The sequence below is a fragment of the Klebsiella sp. Lac1 genome, assembly GCF_009825425.1.
In the GTDB taxonomy this organism is placed as follows: Bacteria; Pseudomonadota; Gammaproteobacteria; order Enterobacterales; family Enterobacteriaceae; genus Klebsiella; species Klebsiella electrica.
Genome location: NZ_VJZJ01000001.1, coordinates 211,698 through 232,381, shown reverse-complemented (window position 1 = coordinate 232,381; position 20,684 = coordinate 211,698). Strand labels below are relative to the sequence as shown.

20 protein-coding genes are annotated in these 20,684 nt (G+C 53.9%); 8 read left to right on the top strand and 12 right to left on the bottom strand.

What is annotated here, in order from left to right; genetic code table 11:
* Positions 1-127 precede the first annotated feature (127 nt).
* Entirely contained in the window at positions 128-778 is a 651-nt protein-coding gene (gene acrR / locus FNY10_RS01075; RefSeq protein WP_141965200.1) for a multidrug efflux transporter transcriptional repressor AcrR, read from the bottom strand.
* Positions 779-920: 142 nt separating this feature from the next.
* On the opposite strand from acrR, the gene acrA reads away from it, so the two are divergent.
* The 5 genes from acrA to maa all read left to right on the top strand — a co-directional run bounded on the left by acrA (position 921) and on the right by maa (position 7,146).
* Positions 921-2,114, top strand: coding sequence for a multidrug efflux RND transporter periplasmic adaptor subunit AcrA (gene acrA, locus FNY10_RS01070; protein WP_160702146.1), 1,194 nt, complete (start codon positions 921-923; stop codon positions 2,112-2,114).
* Between the two features lie 22 nt (positions 2,115-2,136).
* Complete coding sequence (gene acrB / locus FNY10_RS01065; protein ID WP_131047523.1) at positions 2,137-5,283, top strand: multidrug efflux RND transporter permease subunit AcrB; 3,147 nt, start codon at positions 2,137-2,139, stop codon at positions 5,281-5,283.
* A gap of 525 nt (positions 5,284-5,808) precedes the next feature.
* On the top strand, positions 5,809-6,183 hold the full coding sequence (gene tomB / locus FNY10_RS01060) for an Hha toxicity modulator TomB (RefSeq protein ID WP_004858785.1): 375 nt from the start codon (positions 5,809-5,811) through the stop codon (positions 6,181-6,183).
* Positions 6,184-6,209: 26 nt separating this feature from the next.
* Complete coding sequence (locus FNY10_RS01055) at positions 6,210-6,428, top strand: HHA domain-containing protein (RefSeq protein ID WP_004858783.1); 219 nt, start codon at positions 6,210-6,212, stop codon at positions 6,426-6,428.
* Between the two features lie 151 nt (positions 6,429-6,579).
* A complete protein-coding gene (maa, locus tag FNY10_RS01050; RefSeq protein WP_100683170.1) occupies positions 6,580-7,146 on the top strand; it encodes a maltose O-acetyltransferase in 567 nt (188 codons plus the stop codon).
* On the opposite strand, the gene FNY10_RS26720 is transcribed toward maa, so the two are convergent.
* Complete coding sequence (locus FNY10_RS26720) at positions 7,118-7,252, bottom strand: hypothetical protein (RefSeq protein WP_224742582.1); 135 nt, start codon at positions 7,250-7,252, stop codon at positions 7,118-7,120. The two genes, maa and FNY10_RS26720, sit on opposite strands and share 29 nt — an antisense overlap.
* Between FNY10_RS26720 and FNY10_RS01045 the strand changes: the two genes are divergently transcribed.
* Positions 7,246-7,716: a YlaC family protein gene (locus FNY10_RS01045; RefSeq protein ID WP_100683169.1), complete on the top strand. Its 471-nt coding sequence runs from the start codon at positions 7,246-7,248 to the stop codon at positions 7,714-7,716. The genes FNY10_RS26720 and FNY10_RS01045 overlap by 7 nt on opposite strands.
* Here FNY10_RS01045 and FNY10_RS01040 read toward each other — a convergent pair.
* Positions 7,691-9,136: a PLP-dependent aminotransferase family protein gene (locus FNY10_RS01040; protein WP_160702148.1), complete on the bottom strand. Its 1,446-nt coding sequence runs from the start codon at positions 9,134-9,136 to the stop codon at positions 7,691-7,693. The two genes, FNY10_RS01045 and FNY10_RS01040, sit on opposite strands and share 26 nt — an antisense overlap.
* Positions 9,137-9,246: 110 nt before the next feature.
* Between FNY10_RS01040 and FNY10_RS01035 the strand changes: the two genes are divergently transcribed.
* Positions 9,247-9,957, top strand: coding sequence for a GNAT family N-acetyltransferase (locus tag FNY10_RS01035; RefSeq protein ID WP_100683167.1), 711 nt, complete (start codon positions 9,247-9,249; stop codon positions 9,955-9,957).
* Here the strand turns inward: FNY10_RS01035 and ykgO are convergent.
* The 3 genes from ykgO to FNY10_RS01020 all read right to left on the bottom strand — a co-directional run bounded on the left by ykgO (position 9,954) and on the right by FNY10_RS01020 (position 11,548).
* On the bottom strand, positions 9,954-10,094 hold the full coding sequence (ykgO, locus tag FNY10_RS01030) for a type B 50S ribosomal protein L36 (RefSeq protein ID WP_003859006.1): 141 nt from the start codon (positions 10,092-10,094) through the stop codon (positions 9,954-9,956). The two genes, FNY10_RS01035 and ykgO, sit on opposite strands and share 4 nt — an antisense overlap.
* A gap of 2 nt (positions 10,095-10,096) precedes the next feature.
* Positions 10,097-10,357: a type B 50S ribosomal protein L31 gene (locus FNY10_RS01025; protein ID WP_004858777.1), complete on the bottom strand. Its 261-nt coding sequence runs from the start codon at positions 10,355-10,357 to the stop codon at positions 10,097-10,099.
* 117 nt (positions 10,358-10,474) lie between these two features.
* The gene (locus tag FNY10_RS01020) at positions 10,475-11,548 is read right to left on the bottom strand and encodes a LacI family DNA-binding transcriptional regulator (protein WP_100683165.1); all 1,074 of its coding nucleotides are present in this window, start codon (positions 11,546-11,548) and stop codon (positions 10,475-10,477) included.
* A 268-nt stretch (positions 11,549-11,816) separates the two neighbouring features.
* On the opposite strand from FNY10_RS01020, the gene FNY10_RS01015 reads away from it, so the two are divergent.
* Entirely contained in the window at positions 11,817-13,088 is a 1,272-nt protein-coding gene (locus FNY10_RS01015) for a maltoporin (RefSeq protein WP_131047518.1), read from the top strand.
* Between the two features lie 134 nt (positions 13,089-13,222).
* On the opposite strand, the gene FNY10_RS01010 is transcribed toward FNY10_RS01015, so the two are convergent.
* From FNY10_RS01010 to FNY10_RS00985, 6 genes are all read right to left on the bottom strand, one after another.
* Positions 13,223-13,537, bottom strand: a complete 315-nt coding sequence (locus FNY10_RS01010) for a glucose PTS transporter subunit EIIB (protein WP_160702572.1) — start codon at positions 13,535-13,537, stop codon at positions 13,223-13,225.
* A gap of 69 nt (positions 13,538-13,606) precedes the next feature.
* Positions 13,607-15,664: a beta-galactosidase gene (locus FNY10_RS01005; protein WP_160702149.1), complete on the bottom strand. Its 2,058-nt coding sequence runs from the start codon at positions 15,662-15,664 to the stop codon at positions 13,607-13,609.
* A gap of 31 nt (positions 15,665-15,695) precedes the next feature.
* Positions 15,696-16,898, bottom strand: coding sequence for a glycoside hydrolase family 53 protein (locus FNY10_RS01000; protein ID WP_160702151.1), 1,203 nt, complete (start codon positions 16,896-16,898; stop codon positions 15,696-15,698).
* Positions 16,899-16,902: 4 nt separating this feature from the next.
* A complete protein-coding gene (locus FNY10_RS00995; protein WP_160702153.1) occupies positions 16,903-17,754 on the bottom strand; it encodes a sugar ABC transporter permease in 852 nt (283 codons plus the stop codon).
* A gap of 10 nt (positions 17,755-17,764) precedes the next feature.
* The gene (locus FNY10_RS00990; RefSeq protein ID WP_131047513.1) at positions 17,765-19,072 is read right to left on the bottom strand and encodes a carbohydrate ABC transporter permease; all 1,308 of its coding nucleotides are present in this window, start codon (positions 19,070-19,072) and stop codon (positions 17,765-17,767) included.
* Positions 19,073-19,192: 120 nt separating this feature from the next.
* Positions 19,193-20,425, bottom strand: a complete 1,233-nt coding sequence (locus FNY10_RS00985) for a maltodextrin ABC transporter substrate-binding protein (RefSeq protein ID WP_100683158.1) — start codon at positions 20,423-20,425, stop codon at positions 19,193-19,195.
* Positions 20,426-20,684: the final 259 nt, after the last annotated feature.

The window sequence follows — 20,684 nt, the reverse complement described above, 5'->3', positions numbered from 1 at the left end:
AACATGAGTGGTTGCAATAGCCGGAGAATACCGGGGGTCGTCGCAGCCCGCAGAATAGCACTTCTGCAATCGCACGAATAGCGGCGGCTATCAGCAAACACGCACCTTTTTTATTTTGCCGGCATCGCTAATTGTTTACCTCCGGAGAAGCCCGGAGCGTAGGGCAAAACTGATACATTTCGAGAAGAATGGCCACGTAGTCGCGCGCTTCTTTTTCAAGATCGAATGAATCCGGCGCAAAGAGCCAGTTTTCCATCAGACCGGAGAGATAGCTGCGCATTAAAATCGCCGCCCGGCGGGTTAACAAATTAGCCGGCAGCATATTGGCCGCAATACACTCCTTTAACGTGTGTTCGATACGTTCGTAGCTCTCAAGACATAAGCTACGCTGCGCCTCCTGAACCACTTCCATTTCACCGACAAATTCACACTTATGGAAGATAATTTCCATCATTAGCCGCCGCCGCTCTTCTGTCACAGTGGCTTCAAGAACGTGAACTAAGATCCCCCTGACAACTGACAGTGGATCGTTGGGGAATTTTGCCCGATACTCAACTTCAAGATCGCTAATACTTGCGTCCGACAACACCCATATTTCATTAAATAAATCTGATTTATTCTTGAAATGCCAGTAGATAGCCCCCCTCGTCACCCCGGCAGCTTTTGCAATTGCTGCCAACGAGGTAGATGATACGCCTTGCTGCGAAAACAGACGCAGAGCAACATCCAGAATGTGTTGCCGGGTTTCAAGTGCCTGTTGTTTGGTTTTTCGTGCCATAGGTCGATGAGTTTACAGAGGTTGCGTTTACATACATTTGTGAATGTATGTACCATAGCATGACCATAACAGAAACACAGTAGTGGGTTTGTGGTCGTTTGAGCCACTGCACAATTTGAAATTGGACACTCGAGGTTTACATATGAACAAAAACAGAGGGTTAACGCCTCTGGCGGTCGTTCTGATGCTCTCAGGCAGCTTAGCGCTAACAGGATGTGACGACAAACCGGCTCAGCAAGGGGCTCAGCATATGCCGGAAGTCGGTATTGTGACGCTCAAATCCGCACCTCTGCAAATCACCACTGAGCTACCGGGCCGTACCAGCGCCTACCGTATTGCAGAAGTCCGTCCTCAGGTAAGTGGCATTATTCTGAAACGTAACTTTACGGAAGGTGGCGACATCCAGGCCGGCGTGTCCCTTTATCAGATTGATCCGGCGACTTACCAGGCCAGCTATGAAAGCGCGAAAGGCGACTTAGCCAAAGCGCAGGCAGCGGCCAATATCGCGCAGCTGACGGTTAAACGTTATCAGAAACTGCTCGGCACCAAATACATCAGTCAACAGGATTACGATACTGCCGTCGCCAACTCACAGCAGAGCAATGCTGCCGTTGTTGCCGCGAAAGCCGCTTTGGAAACTGCGCGTATTAACCTGGCCTACACCAAAGTGACCTCGCCTATCAGCGGCCGGATTGGTAAATCCGCCGTGACCGAAGGGGCGCTGGTGCAAAACGGTCAGGCCACTGCGCTGGCAACCGTTCAGCAGCTGGACCCTATCTATGTTGATGTGACCCAGTCGAGCAACGATTTCCTGCGTCTGAAACAAGAGCTGGCAAACGGCACGCTGAAACAAGAAAACGGCAAAGCCAAAGTCGAACTGGTGACCAACGACGGGATGAAGTATCCGCAGGGCGGCACGCTGGAGTTTTCTGACGTCACCGTTGACCAGACCACTGGTTCTATCACTTTACGCGCCATCTTCCCGAACCCGGATCACACCCTGTTACCAGGGATGTTCGTCCGCGCGCGTCTGCAGGAAGGGACCAACCCGGATGCTCTGCTGGTTCCACAGCAAGGCGTAACCCGCACGCCGCGTGGTGACGCCAGCGTGATGGTTGTCGGTGAAGGCGACAAGGTCGAGGTTCGTCAGGTCACTGCCACGCAGGCGATTGGCGATAAATGGCTGGTCACCAGCGGAGTGAAATCCGGCGATCGCGTGATTGTCACCGGACTGCAAAAAGTTAAACCAGGCGTGCAGGTTAAAGCGCAGGAAGTAGCCTCTGACGATCAACAGCAAGTTGCCAGCAACGCTCAGTCAGAACAAACCAAGTCTTAACTTAAACAGGAGCCGTTAAGACATGCCTAATTTCTTTATCGATCGCCCCATATTCGCATGGGTGATCGCCATAATCATCATGCTTGCCGGGGGACTTGCGATCCTGAAGCTGCCTGTCGCGCAATATCCCACGATTGCGCCGCCGGCGGTCTCGATTACCGCGACCTACCCTGGTGCTGATGCGAAAACGGTGCAGGATACCGTGACCCAGGTTATCGAACAGAACATGAACGGTATCGATAACCTGATGTACATGTCCTCCAACAGTGACTCAACCGGTACGGTACAGATAACCCTGACCTTCCAGTCTGGTACTAACGCGGATATCGCGCAGGTGCAGGTGCAGAACAAACTGCAGCTCGCCATGCCGCTGCTGCCGCAGGAAGTACAGCAACAGGGCGTGAGCGTGGAGAAATCCTCCAGCAGCTTCCTGATGGTTGTCGGCGTTATCAACACCAACGGCACCATGACGCAGGAGGATATTTCCGACTACGTTGGCGCCAACATGAAAGATGCTATCAGCCGTACGTCCGGCGTGGGCGACGTTCAGCTGTTTGGTTCCCAGTACGCGATGCGTATCTGGATGGATCCGAACAAACTGAACAACTTCCAGCTGACGCCGGTGGATGTGATCAACGCGATTAAAGCGCAGAACGCCCAGGTTGCAGCCGGTCAGTTAGGCGGTACGCCGCCGGTGAAAGGCCAGCAGCTGAACGCCTCGATCATTGCGCAAACGCGTCTGAAATCTGTGGACGAATTTAGTAACATCCTGCTGAAAGTGAACCAGGATGGTTCTCAGGTTCGTCTGCGCGATGTGGCGAAAGTTGAGCTCGGTGGCGAAAACTACGACATCATCGCTAAGTATAACAACCAGCCGGCCTCCGGTCTGGGTATCAAACTGGCGACCGGCGCGAATGCGCTGGATACGGCAGCGGCCATTCGCGCTGAACTGAAGAAAATGGAACCCTTCTTCCCGTCGGGCCTGAAGATTGTTTACCCGTATGACACCACGCCGTTCGTGAAGATCTCGATTCATGAAGTGGTTAAAACGCTGGTGGAAGCGATAATCCTGGTCTTCCTGGTGATGTATCTGTTCCTGCAGAACTTCCGCGCCACGTTGATTCCCACCATCGCGGTGCCGGTGGTCTTATTGGGTACCTTCGCCATCCTTGCTATTTTTGGCTTCTCGATAAACACCCTGACCATGTTTGGTATGGTGCTGGCGATAGGCCTGCTCGTCGATGACGCCATCGTGGTGGTGGAAAACGTCGAGCGTGTCATGGCGGAAGAAGGCCTGCCGCCGAAGGAAGCAACCCGCAAATCCATGGGCCAGATTCAGGGCGCGCTGGTCGGTATCGCGATGGTGCTTTCTGCGGTATTTATCCCGATGGCCTTCTTCGGCGGTTCAACCGGTGCGATTTACCGCCAGTTCTCCATCACTATCGTTTCGGCGATGGCGCTGTCGGTGCTGGTTGCATTAATCCTGACCCCGGCGCTGTGCGCCACAATGCTGAAACCCATCGCTAAAGGCGGTCATGGCGAGCATAAAGGCTTCTTCGGCTGGTTTAACCGCATGTTCGATAAGAGCACGCACCATTACACCGATAGCGTAGGTAACATTCTGCGCAGTACCGGTCGTTACCTGGTGCTGTATCTGATCATCGTCGTCGGAATGGCCTGGCTGTTCGTCCGTCTGCCGAGTTCGTTCCTGCCGGATGAAGACCAGGGCGTATTCCTGAGCATGGCGCAGCTTCCTGCCGGTGCTACGCAGGAACGTACGCAGAAAGTGCTCGACGAGATGACGGACTACTATCTCACCAAAGAGAAAGCCAACGTTGAATCGGTATTTGCCGTTAACGGCTTTGGCTTCGCGGGTCGTGGCCAGAACACCGGTATTGCGTTCGTTTCTCTGAAAGACTGGAGCGCACGTCCGGGCAGTGAGAACAAGGTGGAAGCGATTACCGGTCGTGCGATGGCCCGTTTCTCGCAGATTAAAGATGCAATGGTCTTCGCCTTTAACCTGCCGGCTATCGTCGAACTGGGTACCGCTACCGGCTTTGACTTCCAGCTGATCGACCAGGCTGGTCTGGGCCATGAAAAACTGACCCAGGCACGTAACCAGCTGTTTGGTGAAGTGGCGCAACACCCTGACCTGCTGGTCGGCGTTCGTCCGAACGGCCTGGAAGATACACCGCAGTTCAAGGTGGATATCGACCAGGAAAAAGCACAGGCGTTGGGCGTTTCTATCAGTGACATTAATACCACGCTGGGCGCGGCCTGGGGCGGTAGCTACGTCAATGACTTCATCGACCGCGGTCGCGTGAAGAAAGTCTACGTCATGTCCGAAGCGAAATACCGTATGCTGCCGGAAGATATTGGCAACTGGTATGTTCGCGGTAGCAATGGACAGATGGTGCCGTTCTCAGCCTTCTCCACCTCACACTGGGAATATGGTTCACCGCGTCTGGAACGCTATAACGGTCTGCCGTCGATGGAAATCCTTGGTCAGGCGGCTCCGGGCAGAAGTACCGGTGAAGCGATGACGATGATGGAAGAGCTGGCCAAAAAGCTGCCTTCGGGTATTGGCTATGACTGGACCGGTATGTCCTATCAGGAACGTCTGTCCGGCAACCAGGCGCCGGCGCTGTATGCCATCTCGCTGATCGTGGTATTCCTGTGTCTGGCGGCGCTGTATGAAAGCTGGTCGATACCGTTCTCCGTGATGCTGGTTGTCCCGCTGGGGGTTATTGGCGCACTGCTGGCGGCAACGTTCCGTGGTCTGACAAACGACGTTTACTTCCAGGTAGGTCTGCTGACCACCATTGGCCTGTCGGCGAAGAACGCGATACTTATCGTCGAATTCGCCAAAGACCTGATGGATAAAGAAGGCAAGGGTCTGGTTGAAGCGACCCTGGAGGCGGTACGTATGCGTCTGCGTCCAATCCTGATGACCTCGCTGGCGTTTATCCTCGGGGTCATGCCGCTGGTCATTAGCTCTGGCGCAGGTTCCGGCGCGCAGAACGCCGTAGGTACCGGCGTAATGGGCGGGATGGTGACGGCAACGGTTCTGGCTATCTTCTTTGTTCCGGTCTTCTTCGTGGTGGTTCGCCGCCGCTTCAGCAAGAAATCGGAAGACATTGAGCACAGCCATCCGACTGAGCATCATTAATCTCTCCATAGAGGGCCGCGCAAGCGGCCCTTTTTTTCGCTTTCGCCCCCGTTTACTGCGGGATTCGTTGAGGAAATTTTGCGGATAGCGTATATTGAAGCGCACGCATTGCAACGGTTTACTTTACATCCTGATATACAATTTCTGGTGATAAGCTTAACTTTGTTTTTATCAGATTATTCTTTTGCCGTTTTACCCTCATCTGAACTAAGAATATTCTTAACCTCAGTATTATCCGGGTTTAAGATCTGGTTTCAAAGAAAAGAGTCAGCTAAATCAATGATCCATAAGCATTGCTTTGTAGAAGCATCACATTGAATGCCGTAGAATAATAAGTTCAGATATTTTTAAGATAAATTAACGGTGATAATTGTAATTTTTCGTAATAGCACGGTGAAATCTTTTTGAGAGTGGATTATAGTTAAAACAACAGGATTACAATGTATGTGTCAGGTCTGTTAGTCGTGTTCATCCCACAACGGTGCTTGTTAGTCGTCGTTTAAACCACTCAAAAGGGGATGCGTTATGGACGAATACTCGCCAAAAAGACATGATATCGCGCAGCTTCGATTTCTTTGCGAAACCCTGTATCATGACTGCCTTGCAAACCTGGAAGAGAGTAACCACGGGTGGGTGAATGACCCGACGTCGGCTATCAATCTTCAACTTAATGAATTGATCGAACACATAGCCACGTTCGCGCTTAATTATAAAATTAAGTACGCTGAGGATAATAAACTGATCGCTCAGCTGGACGAATACCTGGATGACACTTTTATGTTGTTCAGTAGTTATGGCATTAACACGGCCGATTTACAGAAATGGCGCAAATCGGGAAATCGGTTATTCCGATGCTTTGTCAACGCCAGTCGGGAAAATCCGGCAAGTCTTTCTTGCTAGTATTATTACAATCAAAAGGTGAAGTTATGTCTGGTGAACCATTAACCAAAACAGACTATTTGATGCGCTTACGTCGCTGTCAGACAATTGATACACTGGAACGCGTAATTGAAAAAAACAAATATGAACTTTCAGATAACGAACTGGCTGTATTTTACTCAGCGGCCGATCATCGTCTTGCTGAATTGACCATGAATAAGCTCTACGACAAAATCCCGACATCGGTGTGGAAGTTCATTCGCTAATTCATTTCAGCTGTCAGTCAGATGATTAACCGGGCCCTCCCCTGCACTGGATATTATTGTGAGATTACTCGCATAAGTCAGCAAAACGCGCTCATGAAACCGGTTTCTTTTTTATACTGTAACGCCTGTCCACCTTAATCAGGAAAGCAGCATGAGTGAAGAGAAACGTAAAATGATCGCCGGTGAACTGTATCGGGCAGGTGATGCCACGCTTCGGGCAGACCGCCTGCGCGCCAGACAATTGCTGCATCGCTACAACCATTCGGCGCCGGACGAGCGCGAATGGCGGAAAATATGCCTGACTGAACTGTTTGGCCAGGCGAGCGATGCTTATATTGAACCCACTTTCCGCTGTGATTATGGTTACAATATTTTCCTCGGCGCCAGTTTCTACGCAAACTTTGATTGCGTAATGCTTGATGTCTGCCCGATTCATATTGGTGATAATTGCATGCTGGCGCCCGGCGTACATATCTATACCGCCACGCATCCATTAGATGCCGCCGAACGCAACAGCGGTAAAGAATACGGCAAACCCGTTACTATCGGCCATAATGTGTGGATTGGCGGCCGGGCGGTCATTAACCCCGGAATAACCATCGGCGATAATGCAGTCATTGCCTCCGGCGCCGTGGTCGTGAAAGATGTTCCGGCCAATGCCGTGGTTGGCGGCAACCCGGCGCAAATCATCAAGATGCTGACAGCGCAAAAAGCGTAACTGTTATGCTTTTCCGCAACTGATCTGTTACTTTCCTGAGAGATTCCTGCAACATAAAATAGCCTTCAGGCTGAGCCTTAGCAGAATTCGGGGACCAAGATGACAGAAATACAGCAGCTGCTGACCAACACGATTGATGAGCTCAATGTGAAAGAGAAGCGCGACAACCGTCCGCGCTTTAGTATCAGTTTTATTCGCAATCATCCGTGGCTGTTCGTTGCAATGTACGCCGCATTCCTGGCGACGTTCGTGGTCATGGTGACATCGGAAACGCTGGCCGATTCGGTTTGGCTACTGGTGGTGCTGTTCGCCCTGTTCAACGGTTTCTTCTTTTTTGACGTTTACCCGCGCTACCGCTACGAAGATATCGATGTCCTGGATTTTCGCGTTTGCTACAACGGGGAGTGGTACAACACGCGATACGTCCCTCAGCAGCTGATCGAACGCATTATGCAGTCGCCTCGCGTAGCCGGCGAGCAGAAAACCCGGCTCCAAAAAATGGTGGCGACGAAAGGTCAACTCTCGTTCTACGATATCTTTAGCCTCACCCGCGTCGATACCGCTCGATAAGACGATTCAACGTCCGCACCGCAGGGCCAAAATGCGAGGCGGACGTATTGCCATACCCCAGCACCAGCCCGCTTCGCGCCCGTTGTGTATCAAGGTAGAACCGGCTTAATGCCGCCGGTGCCTGTTGATACTGCCGCGCCTGCTCAACCACCGCCCCATCGTCTATCCCGTCAATAGCCACCGTCAGGTGCAGTCCCCCCTCACCACCGAGAAGAGTAAAAGGTTGCGTCAGCTCCGCCGCCAGCACCTCGCGAAGCTGCAGCTGTCGCCGGCGATACAAGCGGCGCATCGCCGCCAGATGACGCGCGTAATGCCCCTCTTCGATAAACAACGCCAGCGCTCGCTGTTCAACCCGGTGACCGCCGCGCAGCAGCGATCCCACGAATCCCTGAGCGGCTTGCGCCAGGGCGGGAGGCATCACCACGAAACCAATGCGCAGCGCCGGAAACAACGTCTTGCTGAAGGTGCCGATATAAACCACCGGCGCCTGTTTCATCATCCCTGACATGGCCGGAACCGGTTCACCGCTATAGCGAAACTCGCTATCGTAATCATCCTCAACGATCCATGCATCATGCTGGCGGGCATATTCCAGCAGCGCCAGACGCCTGCCTGCGCTCATCACCGCGCCACAGGGATACTGATGCGACGGTGAGGTAAAAATCAGCCGCGGCGGCGGGTTCTCGTCCATCTCCGGACGCATCCCTTCGCTGTCTACCGGCATCCCTTTTATCCGTAACCCGGCTTTCAGAAATACGCTCTTCGCGCCGGGATATCCCGGCTCCTCAACCCATGCAGTATCACCCGCCACGCTCAGCAAATGGCTACAGAGGTTCACCCCTTCGAGCGCGCCTTCGGTAATCACGATTTGCCGGGCATCGCAGCGGATCCCGCGAGATAACGCCAGATGGCGGACAATCGCCTGCCGCAGCGCGAGTTCCCCGGCCGCCTCTCCGTAACCCAGCAGCGCGCCCCCCTCTTCGCGCAGCACCTTGTCGAGCAGCCGCCGCCAGATCGGCAGAGGAAAATAGTTAATCGCCGGCGTGCCGGGAGTAAATACCAGCGTCGGCGAATCGCGACGGGTGCCGGGAGGTAGCGCGAGCAGCCGCTCCGGCAGCGCAATGGTAAGCGGTAGCCCCTCTCGCTCGGCGGTCAGCGTCGCCACATAGGTCCCCTGACGGCTGCGCTGCAGGTAGCCTTCCATGGTCAACTGCTCCAGCACCCCGTTAATCGTATTACGCGACAGATTGAGCCGCGTCGCGATAACCCGCGCCCCCGGCAGCCGGCTACCGCCTGCCAGCGCCTCCTGCAAAATCGCCTCGCGCAGCGCGCGATACAGCGTGCGCTGGAGAGTGTCATGACCTCGCCGGGACAAGGTGTGTTCCAGTAGTGTGAAGAAGGCATCATCAGGAATATTCATCGCGGCTCCTCGTGGCACCATAAAAACATACCTCTGTGGCTCTTTTTATGGAACCAGTAAAACTTTAGTCTCACGTTATTCCCGCAGATTTCCGCAGACAAGGAGCCCCTATGCATCACCATAATTCGTTCGGACAACCCGTTGGCCAGGCCCTGCCCGACTGGCAGCCGCGTCCATTTCCGCAGCGTCAGATTCTGCAGGGACGCTACTGCCGCCTCGAGCCGCTGACGCCCGCTCACGCCAGCGCGCTCTTTGCCGCGCATCAACGGGCTCCGGACACCCGGAGCTGGACGTGGTTATTGCGCGAGCCGGACAGCTGCGTTGAGACGTTCAGCGCCTGGATAGCCAGCGTGGAAAAACTCAGCGACCCGCTCCATTTCGCCGTCGTGGATGAACGGACCCGGCAGCCCGTCGGCTCCCTGGCGCTAATGCGTATCGATGCCCAAAACGGCGTGATTGAAGTCGGGCACGTGCACTTCTCACCGCTGCTCAGCCGGACCGCAATGGCGACGGAAGCCCAGTGGCTACTGATGCGCTATGTTTTCGATACCCTCGGCTATCGCCGCTATGAGTGGAAATGTAATAGCCTGAACGAACCTTCGCGCCGGGCGGCGCAACGATTGGGGTTTCGCTTTGAGGGGCGTTTTCGTCAGGCGTTAGTGATAAAGGGCCACAACCGCGATACCGACTGGTTTTCGATAATCGACAGCGAGTGGCCGCTGATTGATAAAGCGATGCAACGATGGCTGGACAGCGAGAACTTTAGCCCCGATGGTCAGCAGCGCGCCACGCTGGAGAGCTTGCGCACGTCGGCTGACTAGCGTCTCTTCTTGCGTCCCTGCACGGCTTTAAAGCGAGGATTGCTTTTGCAGATAACGTACAGCCGCCCTTTGCGTTTCACAATCTGACAGTCCGGGTGGCGCTGTTTCGCACTGCGCAATGAGTTAAGTACCTGCATTATTAGTTCCTTTTAGCATCAATAAAGCCGCCGAAGCGCTGGCGGAAACGTGCAGTGCTGCCTTCGCTGTTGAGGGCTTTTTGCTTACCGGTGTAGTACGGGTGCGATTTGGACGACACATCGAGGGTGACATAGGGATAGGTCTCCCCGTCCAGTTCAATCACGCGCTCGGTCTTGATTGTCGATCCCACTTTAAAATATTCATTCACGCTGGTGTCATGGAACACAACGGTACGGTAATGGGGATGGATATTGTCTTTCATGATAACCTCTATAGATATGTTATAACATAACAATAAGGTTACGCCGCAAAAAGACAAAGATCAACCATGAGAAGCGAAGGGATGAAAAATCGAGCGGCGCAAACCGCCCGTCAGAGATTAAGGATTCAGTTGATAGGCAAGCGCACGCAGCTGTTCTGCGATCGCCTGTAGATTTTTCCCCTGCTCCGTTCTTGGCCCGGTAGAGTGACGCACGACCAGCCGGGCAGGCAGGATTGAGGAGGTATGCGACGTTTCGCCATCGCCGCTATCAAGAATGCGGCGTACCGCCTCTTTGCCCTGCAAATCGAGATCCAGCGAGACGGTCGTCAGCGCCGGGTAGAAGAACGAGCTTTCATAGGTATCATCGTAGCCAATCACCGATTTTTCGCCGGGAATCGGCACCTGATGCTGATGAAACGCGCTCAGTACCCCCAGCGCCATCTGGTCATTCCCCACCAGCACCGCCGTAAATTTCGGCGTCTCACGCAACATCTGCAGCGCGCCCGCATAGCCGCTCTGCGCATCCCAGTTACCGCGAATCACCGTCACCGGCAGCAGCCCGTACCCTGCCAGCGTCTCCATCCAGCTCTTCAGGCGTAATGTCGCCGAGACCGAGCTTTCCGGCCCGGCCAGCAGCGCAATCTCCCGATGGCCCATTTCATACAGATATTTGACGCTCGCGCGGGTGCCGTCAGCCGGATTAAACGAAACGTTAAACACGGAGCTGTAGGGATCGACATCGAGAAAGAGACAAACGATATCATCGTTGTCAGCCGCGATTTTCTGGGCCTGTTCGGTCTCCAGAGGCACGTTGATAATGACCTTATCAACCAGCTGAGACTTCAGCTCATTGATGGATTCCTGAATACTTTGATTGACGCTCTCATCAATCATCGAGATTAATACCTGATAACCTTCCACGTTCGCATAGCGTTTTACCGCTGCAGCAACCTGAGAAGGCGCGTGCAACGACAGTGAAATCGTCACCAGACCGACGGTCCGGCTTTGCTTGCCCACCAGCTGCTGCGCCAGGCGGTTAGGGACATACCGCAATAGCTCGATGGATTTCTCCACCTTACGACGCGTGGCCTCGGATACATTGGCAGATTTATTGAGCACCCTGGACACGGTCTGATAGGAGACGCCTGCGTGACGCGCGACATCTTCTAAGGTTGCGCTTTTCGACTTCATGGTCCGGTTCCTTATGTTGTTATCCCTGGATTGTAACAGGGGCTATTTGAAAAAACGCGCCCCGCAACGCCCCCCTGCTAAAAAAGACAATAAAAGTATTACGCTCACAATACATCAAATTGTGAATGGACTCACTTACCGTAACAAATTACGTCATTTTATTTGCACTTAATCACACTATCGCAATCATTAAATTGCCTGTCGTTACGTTTAGGCATTTCATTACACCGTTAATGTGAACGTAATACAAAACAATAAGAGGATAGACATGAACACTACGCTGCGCACAGTCTCTGTTGCGTTGGCCGCCGCGCTGATTTCACCATCCGTGCTTGCGGCTTCCGCCTCTGTTCCTGGAATCGATTTTCATGGTTATATGCGTGCCGGAGTTGGGGTCTCCGGGGATGGCAGCCTGGCCGAATGGCAAAAAAACAAAATTGGTCGCCTGGGTAACGAATCCGATACCTATGGCGAACTGGAGCTGGGTTCCGAGGTGTACAAGAAGGACGACGTCAGCTTCTATCTCGATAGCATGGTCAGCATGGTCTCTGACGGTTCTAACGATAACGAAACCACCCGCAATGACGATGCGCAGTTTGGCCTGCGTCAGCTGAACCTGCAGATAAAAGGGCTGATCCCCGGCGATCCGAATGCGGTCATTTGGGGCGGTAAGCGCTACTACCAGCGCCACGATCTGCACATCATCGATACCAAATACTGGAACATCTCCGGTTCCGGCGCCGGGGTCGAAAACTACAGCTTAGGCCCTGGCGCCGTTTCACTTGCCTGGCTCCGCGGTGACGCGAACGACGTTGATTACCGCGTCGATGGCGACAGCAACGTCAATATCAACTATGTCGATCTGCGCTATGCGGGCTGGAAACCGTGGTCCGGCGCCTGGACCGAATTTGGTATCGACTACGCGATGCCTAACACCACCAAAAAACAGGACAGCTACGGCGGGCTGTACGATGCCGAAAACGGCGTGATGCTGACCGGTGAAATCAGCCAGGATATGCTGGGCGGTTACAACAAGCTGGTTCTGCAGTATGCGAATAAAGGGCTGGCGCAGAACATGGTCTCCCAGGGCGGCGGTTGGTACGACATGTGGAACTATGTCAACGATGCCACCGGCTATCGCGTGATCAACACCGGTCTGATTCCGATCACCGACAAATTCTCGATTAACCATGTGTTGACCTGGGGCTCCGCCGACGACATCACCGACTACACCAACAAAACGCGCTTACTCTCTCTGGTCGCACGCGGACAGTATCAGTTCACCGAGTATGTCCGTTTGATTGGCGAGGTCGGCGGTTTCTACCAGAAAGACAGCTATAAAAACAATACCGACTACAAACAAGCCGGCGAGAAATACACCATTGCGCTGGGTCTGGCCGATGGCCCGGACTTTATGTCACGCCCGGAATTACGTATTTTCGCCTCCTATCTCAATGATTCAGAGAACGGCAAACCGTTTGACGATAAAACCGCCAGCAATACGTGGAACTTCGGTGTCCAGGTCGAAGCCTGGTGGTAAGAGGAATCTGGTTATCTGAACCTGTGTTATCTCCAGCTGTAAGGTCGTAATTACCCTCCGGTAATGATTATTGCCATTGTTTTCTTTGTCTTATTTTCGGGATAACTCAATATTGAGTTATCCCTTTTTATTTATTATTTATGGCTGGTAAAGTGCTCATCTAATAGTTTACGCAGAGCATCAGACTGCTTGCCGAAAATAGCGTGCACCTGTTGCCCGAGAATAATTACACCCAGCGCCCCTTGCTGCTGTAGCGCCTGCGAATCAACGATCGCCAGATTATTCACCGTGACCCGTAAACGCGTAATACAGGCGTCGACATTAACAATATTCCCTTCCCCACCAAATGCCTGAATTAAATCCTGTAGCTGTTGCTTTTCAACATCACTTAACGACACCGGTTGGCAAGGCTGGGCGAAATAATGCAAAAAGGATTTTAAACTGACCATCATGCACTCCTGATAATATCAAGGTAAAAAAAAGCCTGCTCGCAGGAGCAGGCTCGGATAACGCGGTGATTACGCTTTACGACTAAGAATACGACAGTTCCACGCCGTTAAAGTTAACGGCGCGCTCATGTCCTCGCCGGATAAACTGTCCTGATAGCCCTGCGGCAGGCTGACGCTGTGCTGCTGCGCGCTGTAGTTTTGCAAGAAAACATAGGTCGTTTCGCCATCGGTACGTGCCGTCGCGACCACGCCCGGCGGAAGCTCGCTGTCGAGCGCCCGCGGTAAGGCCAGCTCCCGGCTGATGACCGCGAAGAAATCGCGCTGGAAAGCCAGGTCGTTGCGTGAGGCGACATGCCAGGCCTTCCCCTTGCCGAAATGATTGACGGTAACCGCCGGGCGACCGGCATAGAAATCATCACGATAGGTGGCCAGCGGCAGGGCGCTTTCGGCATGAATCAGCTCGCACAGATGGCGCACCTGATACGGCCCCTGTAATCCGCCTTCATTGCCTGCCAGCCCCTGTACCAAATTGCGCTCGCCGTCATTCAGGCAATCAATCTCCTCCGCCCAAATCCCCAGCAGGTTGCGCAGCGGTCCCGGGAAGCCGCCAGAATGGCAAAGGTCGGACTCATTGACGATTCCCGTCCAGTAGGTGGTCACCAGATGTCCCCCGCTGGCGACAAACGCTTCGGCGCGCGCGGCAAAGCCGTCGCGAACCATATACAGCATCGGGGCAATGACCAGCTGGTAGGCGCTCAGATCGCCATCGGCATCGATGATATCGACCGCAATGCCCTGCTCCCAGAATGGCCGGTAGTGTTCATTAACGGTATTTTCATACTCCATCCCGAGATTACGCGGGCCCTGCGCATCATCCAGCGCCCAGCGGTTTTGCTGGTCAAAAATAATCGCCACTTTGGCGTCGGTGCGACAGCCAACCACGCCCGGCAGGCGGCTGAGCATCTCTCCCAGCCGGCTGACTTCGCGGCCGACGCGGGTATCCAGGTGCCCGACGTGGTCAATGACCGCGCCGTGGAATTTCTCCACCGAGCCACGGCTCTTACGCCACTGAAAGTACTGAACCGAATCCGCGCCGTGGGCGACCGCCTGCATCGAGGAGAGAATATGCATCCCCGGCTTTTTCAATTTACTGGTCGGCTGCCAGTTGGTGGCGCTCGGCGTTGATTCCATCAGCACGAACGGCTTGCCGCCCTTCAGGCTGCGCATCATGTCATGGTACATCGCGGTATAGCAGGCCAGCGCGGTTTCATCTTTGTCGCGATGCCACATCGGGTAGCTGTCCCAGGAGATAAAGTCCAGCGCCGGCGCCAGCTGCCAGTAGTCGTAATCGTAGAAATACTCCATGAAGTTGGTGGTCACCGGCAGGTCGGCATTCGCTGCCTTCAGCGGGGCAATCTCATGGCGGCAGAAGTCCGTGACCTGCGCCGTATTAAAGCGGCGCCAGTCGAGGTTCAGCCCGTGAATGGACACTTCGCCCTGCGGTGCCGGCGATTCAATCTGCGACCAGTCGCTGTAGGTGTGGCTCCAGAAGGCGCTCCACCAGGCGTGATTAAGGTTTTCCAGCGTTTGATAGCGCGCTTTCAGCCAGTCGCGAAAGCGCGCCTGACAGCGTTCACAATGGCAATCTCCGCCATATTCATTGGAAATATGCCAGCCGAGCACCGCCGGATGCTGCGCGTAGCGTTCCGCCAGCAGGCTGTTGATTTTAAATACCTTCTCACGGTACACCGGTGACGTCATACAGTGGTTATGCCGTCCACCGTGCAGCGCCGGTACCCGGTCGCGCCCCACCCGTAACACCTGCGGATAGGCCTGCGACATCCAGGCCGGGCGCGCGCCGCTTGGCGTAGCCAGAAATACGTGAATGCCGGCGGCATATAGCTTATCCAGAATGCTGTCCAGCCAGCCAAATTCAAATACGCCTTCCTGAGGTTCAAGTTTGGCCCAGCTGAAAATCCCCACCGACATGACGTTGCATTTAGCCTGCTGCATCATGGCAATATCCTGATCGATAATACCGGGATAATTCTCCCACTGCTCCGGGTTATAGTCAGCGCCATGCAATAATGCATTGACCTTCGGACTCAAAGGCGCAAATTTATTCATAATAAACATCCTGAAGTATAAAACTTAACGATTAATTAAAAACTTTCGCTGAAGGTAATACTTTCCCCTGGCAATCAAACAACGCCTGATTTTCCCGGGCATTACCCTGCTTCCATTCATCGTGGATATATTTCATACCCGCTGGCGTGGCCCAGGTATTTCCCGGCACGGCGATCCAGGTCGGTTCCCAATAAAAAATACCTTTCCCGCGCTGGTCAGGAACATCGGCAACGGCCTGCATTAAATCGTGAATATAATTATATTGCCCCTGTACCGTGGCCGGATAACCGCCCTCTTTTTCTTCTTTGGCCTGGAAACTGTTTTCCGCGTTGTCGCAATTTTCCAGGGTATAGGCATAGGCGGCCTCCACGACGATCACCTCTTTGTTATAGCGCTTGCTGATATCATCCATATTCGCTTTCAGCGCGCTAATCGGGCCGTTCCAGTAGGTGTACATCGACAGGCCAATGATGTCGTACGGCACGTTGCGCTTACTGATTTCATCAAACCACCAGCGGAAGGTATCGTTCTTAGTGCCTTCCGCCAGATGAAGCATGATTTTCACCTGCTCGCCATTGCGCAGATTCTCTTTCAGGCCGTCAATGGCCGCATTCAGCAGGCCAGCCACACGGTCAAATTCGCCGCCGCCCTGCCCCCAGCTTTTGCCTTCCGGCCACAGCATGCCGCCATTTATCTCATTGCCAATCTGCACCATATCCGGCAGAACGCCTTCCTGCTTAAAGCGGGCGATGGTGTCACGGGTATAGTCGTGGATAGTCGTTTTCAGCTGCGGATAATCCATGTTTTCCCAGGCTTTCGGCTTGAATTGTTTACCCGGATCGGTCCAGAAATCGCTGTAGTGGAAATCCAGCAGCAGCTTCATACCCTGCGCTTTTGCCCGTTTCGCCAGCGCCAGCGTCGCCGCCAGATCGTTATCACCACCGCCGTAGCCCTGCCCCTGCGCATCTTTCGGGTCGACCCACAGGCGCAGACGAACATAGTTCACGCCGTCGGCCCGCAAAATAGCGAGCGGATCCTGCCGTTGGTTATTGTGGTTATAAAACTTTGCCCCGTGCTTTTCCGCATCCAGCAGCGTGGAGATATCTGCGCCTTTAATAAAATCTGCAGGCAACGCGCGGAATGCGCGCATTTGCAGCGCCTCGGCGGCCAGAACAGCAGGGGAAAAACTGCATGCCAGACAAACAGCAAGCAAGGCGGGTGTTAATCTTTTCATGGGGTTATCCTTTTGTACTGCCAGAGGTCAGGCCGGAAACAAAGTATTTTTGTAATGCCAGGTAGAGAATCGCGACCGGTACGGCAATCAGCACCGCTCCCGCTGCGTAGGTGGTATAGCTGGCGCCCATTTTTTGCGCGACCAGGTTGTACAGGCCGATCGGCAGCGTGTATTTGTCCGGCGTGCGCAGAATGGTGCTCGACAAAATAAAATCGCCCAGCGGACCGGTGAATGAAAACAGCGCCACCACCGCGAGAATCGGCTTTGACAGCGGCATGATTATCTCGAAGAAAATGCGGAAGCTGCTGGCACCGTCCATTCTTGCCGACTCATCCAGATCTTTTGGGATCGCGTCGAGATAGCCTTTCATCAGCCAGGTATTCATCGGGATCATGCCGCCAACGTAGATCAGCACCAGCGCCAGATGGCTGTTGATCAACCCCAGCAGTTGCGAGAGCACGAAGATCGCAATCAGCGCAGAAAACTGCGGGATCATCTGCAGCAGCAGGAACAACATCAGTCCGTTCTGCCGTCCTTTGAAACGAAAGCGGGAAAAAGCGTAGGCGGTAAAACTGACGCTGATTATGGTCAGCGCCATGGTCATGAAGCTGATTTTCATCGAGTTCCAGTACCAGGTCAGGTAGTTCACATTGCCGTTGAACAGGTCGGCATAGTGCTGGAATGACAGGTTCTCCGGAATAATCGAGGTGCTGAGCAGGCTGTTTCCGGCATTCAGCGACGCGCCGACGGTCCAGACCAGCGGATAGATAATCACTACCGAGACCAGGATAACAATCAGCCAGGTGAGTGACAGGCGAATCCACTTTTCGCGTTTAATACTGGGTGATTTAGCCATGTTGCTTCCCTTACGCCATGTCGTCGTTTTTGAAAGATTTGGTGGCGCGGAACTGCCACAGTGCCAGGCCGACGACAAAGATCGACAGCAGGATAGTAATGGTCGCCGCAATGGCATATTGCGAAGACGACATCGTCAGTTTGTAGATCCACGACACCAGAATATCCGTCCCGCCGGCGTTCGAACCGGCGACCGCTGGCCCGCCGTTGTTGAACAGGTAAATGATGTTGAAGTTGTTAAAGTTGAAGGTGTACTGGGTGATAATGATCGGCGCGATCGAGTACAGCACCAGCGGCAATGTAATGGTCCGCAGGCGGGTAAACGCGCTGGCGCCGTCCATGGTCGCGGCTTCATAAAGATCGTCAGGAATCGCCTGCAGCACGCCGGTGGTCATGGCGAAGACAAACGGAAAGCCCAGCCAGGTCTGCATCATAATCAGCGCGGTTTTCGTCCAGAACGGATCGGTCAGCCACGCCTTCGGGCCAATGCCGAAGAACGACAGAATCGCGTTGTTGATCACCCCAAACGAGTCGTTGAACATCCCCGCAAACACCAGGATAGTGACAAAACCCGGAACCGCCCACGGCAGGATAAAAATGGTGCGAATCATCGGTTTAAAACGCAGATCTTTCTGGTTCACCAGGATGGCCAGCAGCACGCCGACGGTGCATTGCAGGGTCGTCGCCAGCAGCGTCCACACCACCGTCCACTGCAGCACGTCAAAGAAGGTCGTGCGCCAGATAGAGAGCGTGAAAATATTAATAAAGTTTTTAAAACCCACCCAGTCCACCAGCTTCGCCGGCGGCGTGTGGTAGAGGTTGTAGTTAGTAAACGCGATGGCAAAGCCAAAGAGAATCGGGAAGATGACGACGAACACCAGCAGAATAAAGCCGGGGCTGATCATCAGATAGGGAAACCCCTGGTTTAACAGCATCTGATACTGTTTGCGCACGCTGTTCAGCGCCATGCCTTCATCGCGCTTTTTGCCGTTAACCCAGGCGTCGCGCAGCGAAAGAGAGTAAATGAGCAGGCCGAAAGCGACGATCAAAACGCTGATGATCCCTTCCGCCAACAGGAAAATAGAGTTATCCCGCGGGACTTCCTCACCCAGGGTGTAGAGCCCCCACAGCCCTTCCTGCAGGAAGTCATAAAAAACCCCCATGAAACTGCTCAGCAGAACCAGGAAGACAAGCCCCTTCAGCCACTGGCGATGATAAAACTGGCCAAAACCCGGCACGACAGCCAGCAGCAGGCCGCACCACGCATGGCGGCCTGCGCCGCGCGACTCGGCAATATTTTCGCTGGGATTGATAATCACACACCACTCCTTCTGAAAACGGGAGGTCCTCCTCCCGTTTCTTTACATCTATGCCCTGATAATCCGGGTAACAGGTCAGCGGCCAACGCGCCTGTCACCTTACAATGACGGACATCGCGATTACTGGTTGCTGGCCTGCATGGCCTCAATCTGCATCTTGATCTGTTTCTCAGCATTATCGAGCGCCGCCTGCGGCGGCTGTTTGCCGGTCAGGCTGAGCTCCAGCGCCGCGTTCGCCGGCCCCCACACTTCGCCCATTTCCGGGATCCCCGGCATCGCCGTGGCGCGAGCGGACTGCACCGCCACCGCGCTGGCTTTTTCGTCATTTTTGATAAGCGGATCGTCAATCATTGCTTTCAGTGCCGGGATCTCACCGGTTGCCACATAGCGCGCCTTCACGTACTGCGGCTGGTTGATAAACGCAATAAACTGCTGCGCCAGCGCTTTGTCTTTACTCCAGGTCGACACCACGTAACCTTTTACGCCAAGGAACGAGCTCATCGGTTTGCCGTCTGGCAGCGTCGGCAGCGGCGCAACGCCGTAGTTAATCCCCGCCGCTTCGTACGGCTGGAACGCCCATGGACCGTTGATCACCGCCGCCGCTTTTTTCTCCGTGAATAGCGAATCGATGGCGTTCAGCCCGTTATCACCGAGGATCCCCGCCGGGAAGACCTTGTCGCTATAGAATTTTTTCAGGAAGGTGACGGCTTCGACCGCACCGGGCTTATTCAAACCGACGTCCTGCGGGTTAAAACCGCCCTTCTCGTTTTTGCCGAAGATATAGCCGCCCATCGGGCCAATCGCCCCCCAGCTGTAATAGATCTGATCGAACTTCGCCAGCAGGCCATATTTGTTCTGCGCCCGCTGCGCTTTCGAATAGTCGAACCACGCCTGCAGGCTATCCAGCGGTTTGTCGATCAGGTCTTTGTTGTAAATCAGCACCAGGGTTTCCACCGCTTTCGGCACGCCATACAGCACGTTATCCATCCGGAAGGCATTGATTGACGCCGGGGTGAATACCTCCTGCTTCGCCTGATCCAGCGTCAGCGGCGACAGCAGCCCCTGCACTACCGCCCCTCCGAGCTGATCATTGGGGATAACCAGCACATCCGGGCCAATACCGGCCGGGCCATCAAGGCGCAGCTTTTCCAGCTGCTGGGCATAGGGCATCTCCTGCACGTTGACCTTAACGTCATACTGTTTTTCAAAATCGCCGATCGCGGCTTTAATCCCGGCGGATTTTTTGATGTCTTCCCAGACGTTCAGCTGGCCGGCGGCGTGAGCCTGCAGGCTGACAAGCTGCCCGGCAGCCAGAGTCGTGAGGATAAGTGCAGCAAGGATGTTCTTTTTCATTATCAACCTCATGTGAAGGTATAACAATTTATTGGTTTTCATTTGATGACTTCATTTATCACTGAATGTGAATCAACTGATAAATGGCGACTTACAACGCTAAATACAGATTTTCCTTATTTGTTATACGCTACGCTTTGAAGGCGTATAAAACTACATGAAGCTACCAGTTGTGTGATCGTGATTGCAGAAATGAAACATCGATGTAGGGCTCAAAAATACTGGAAGTTATAGTCATCCCATGATTTCAGTGCTGTTG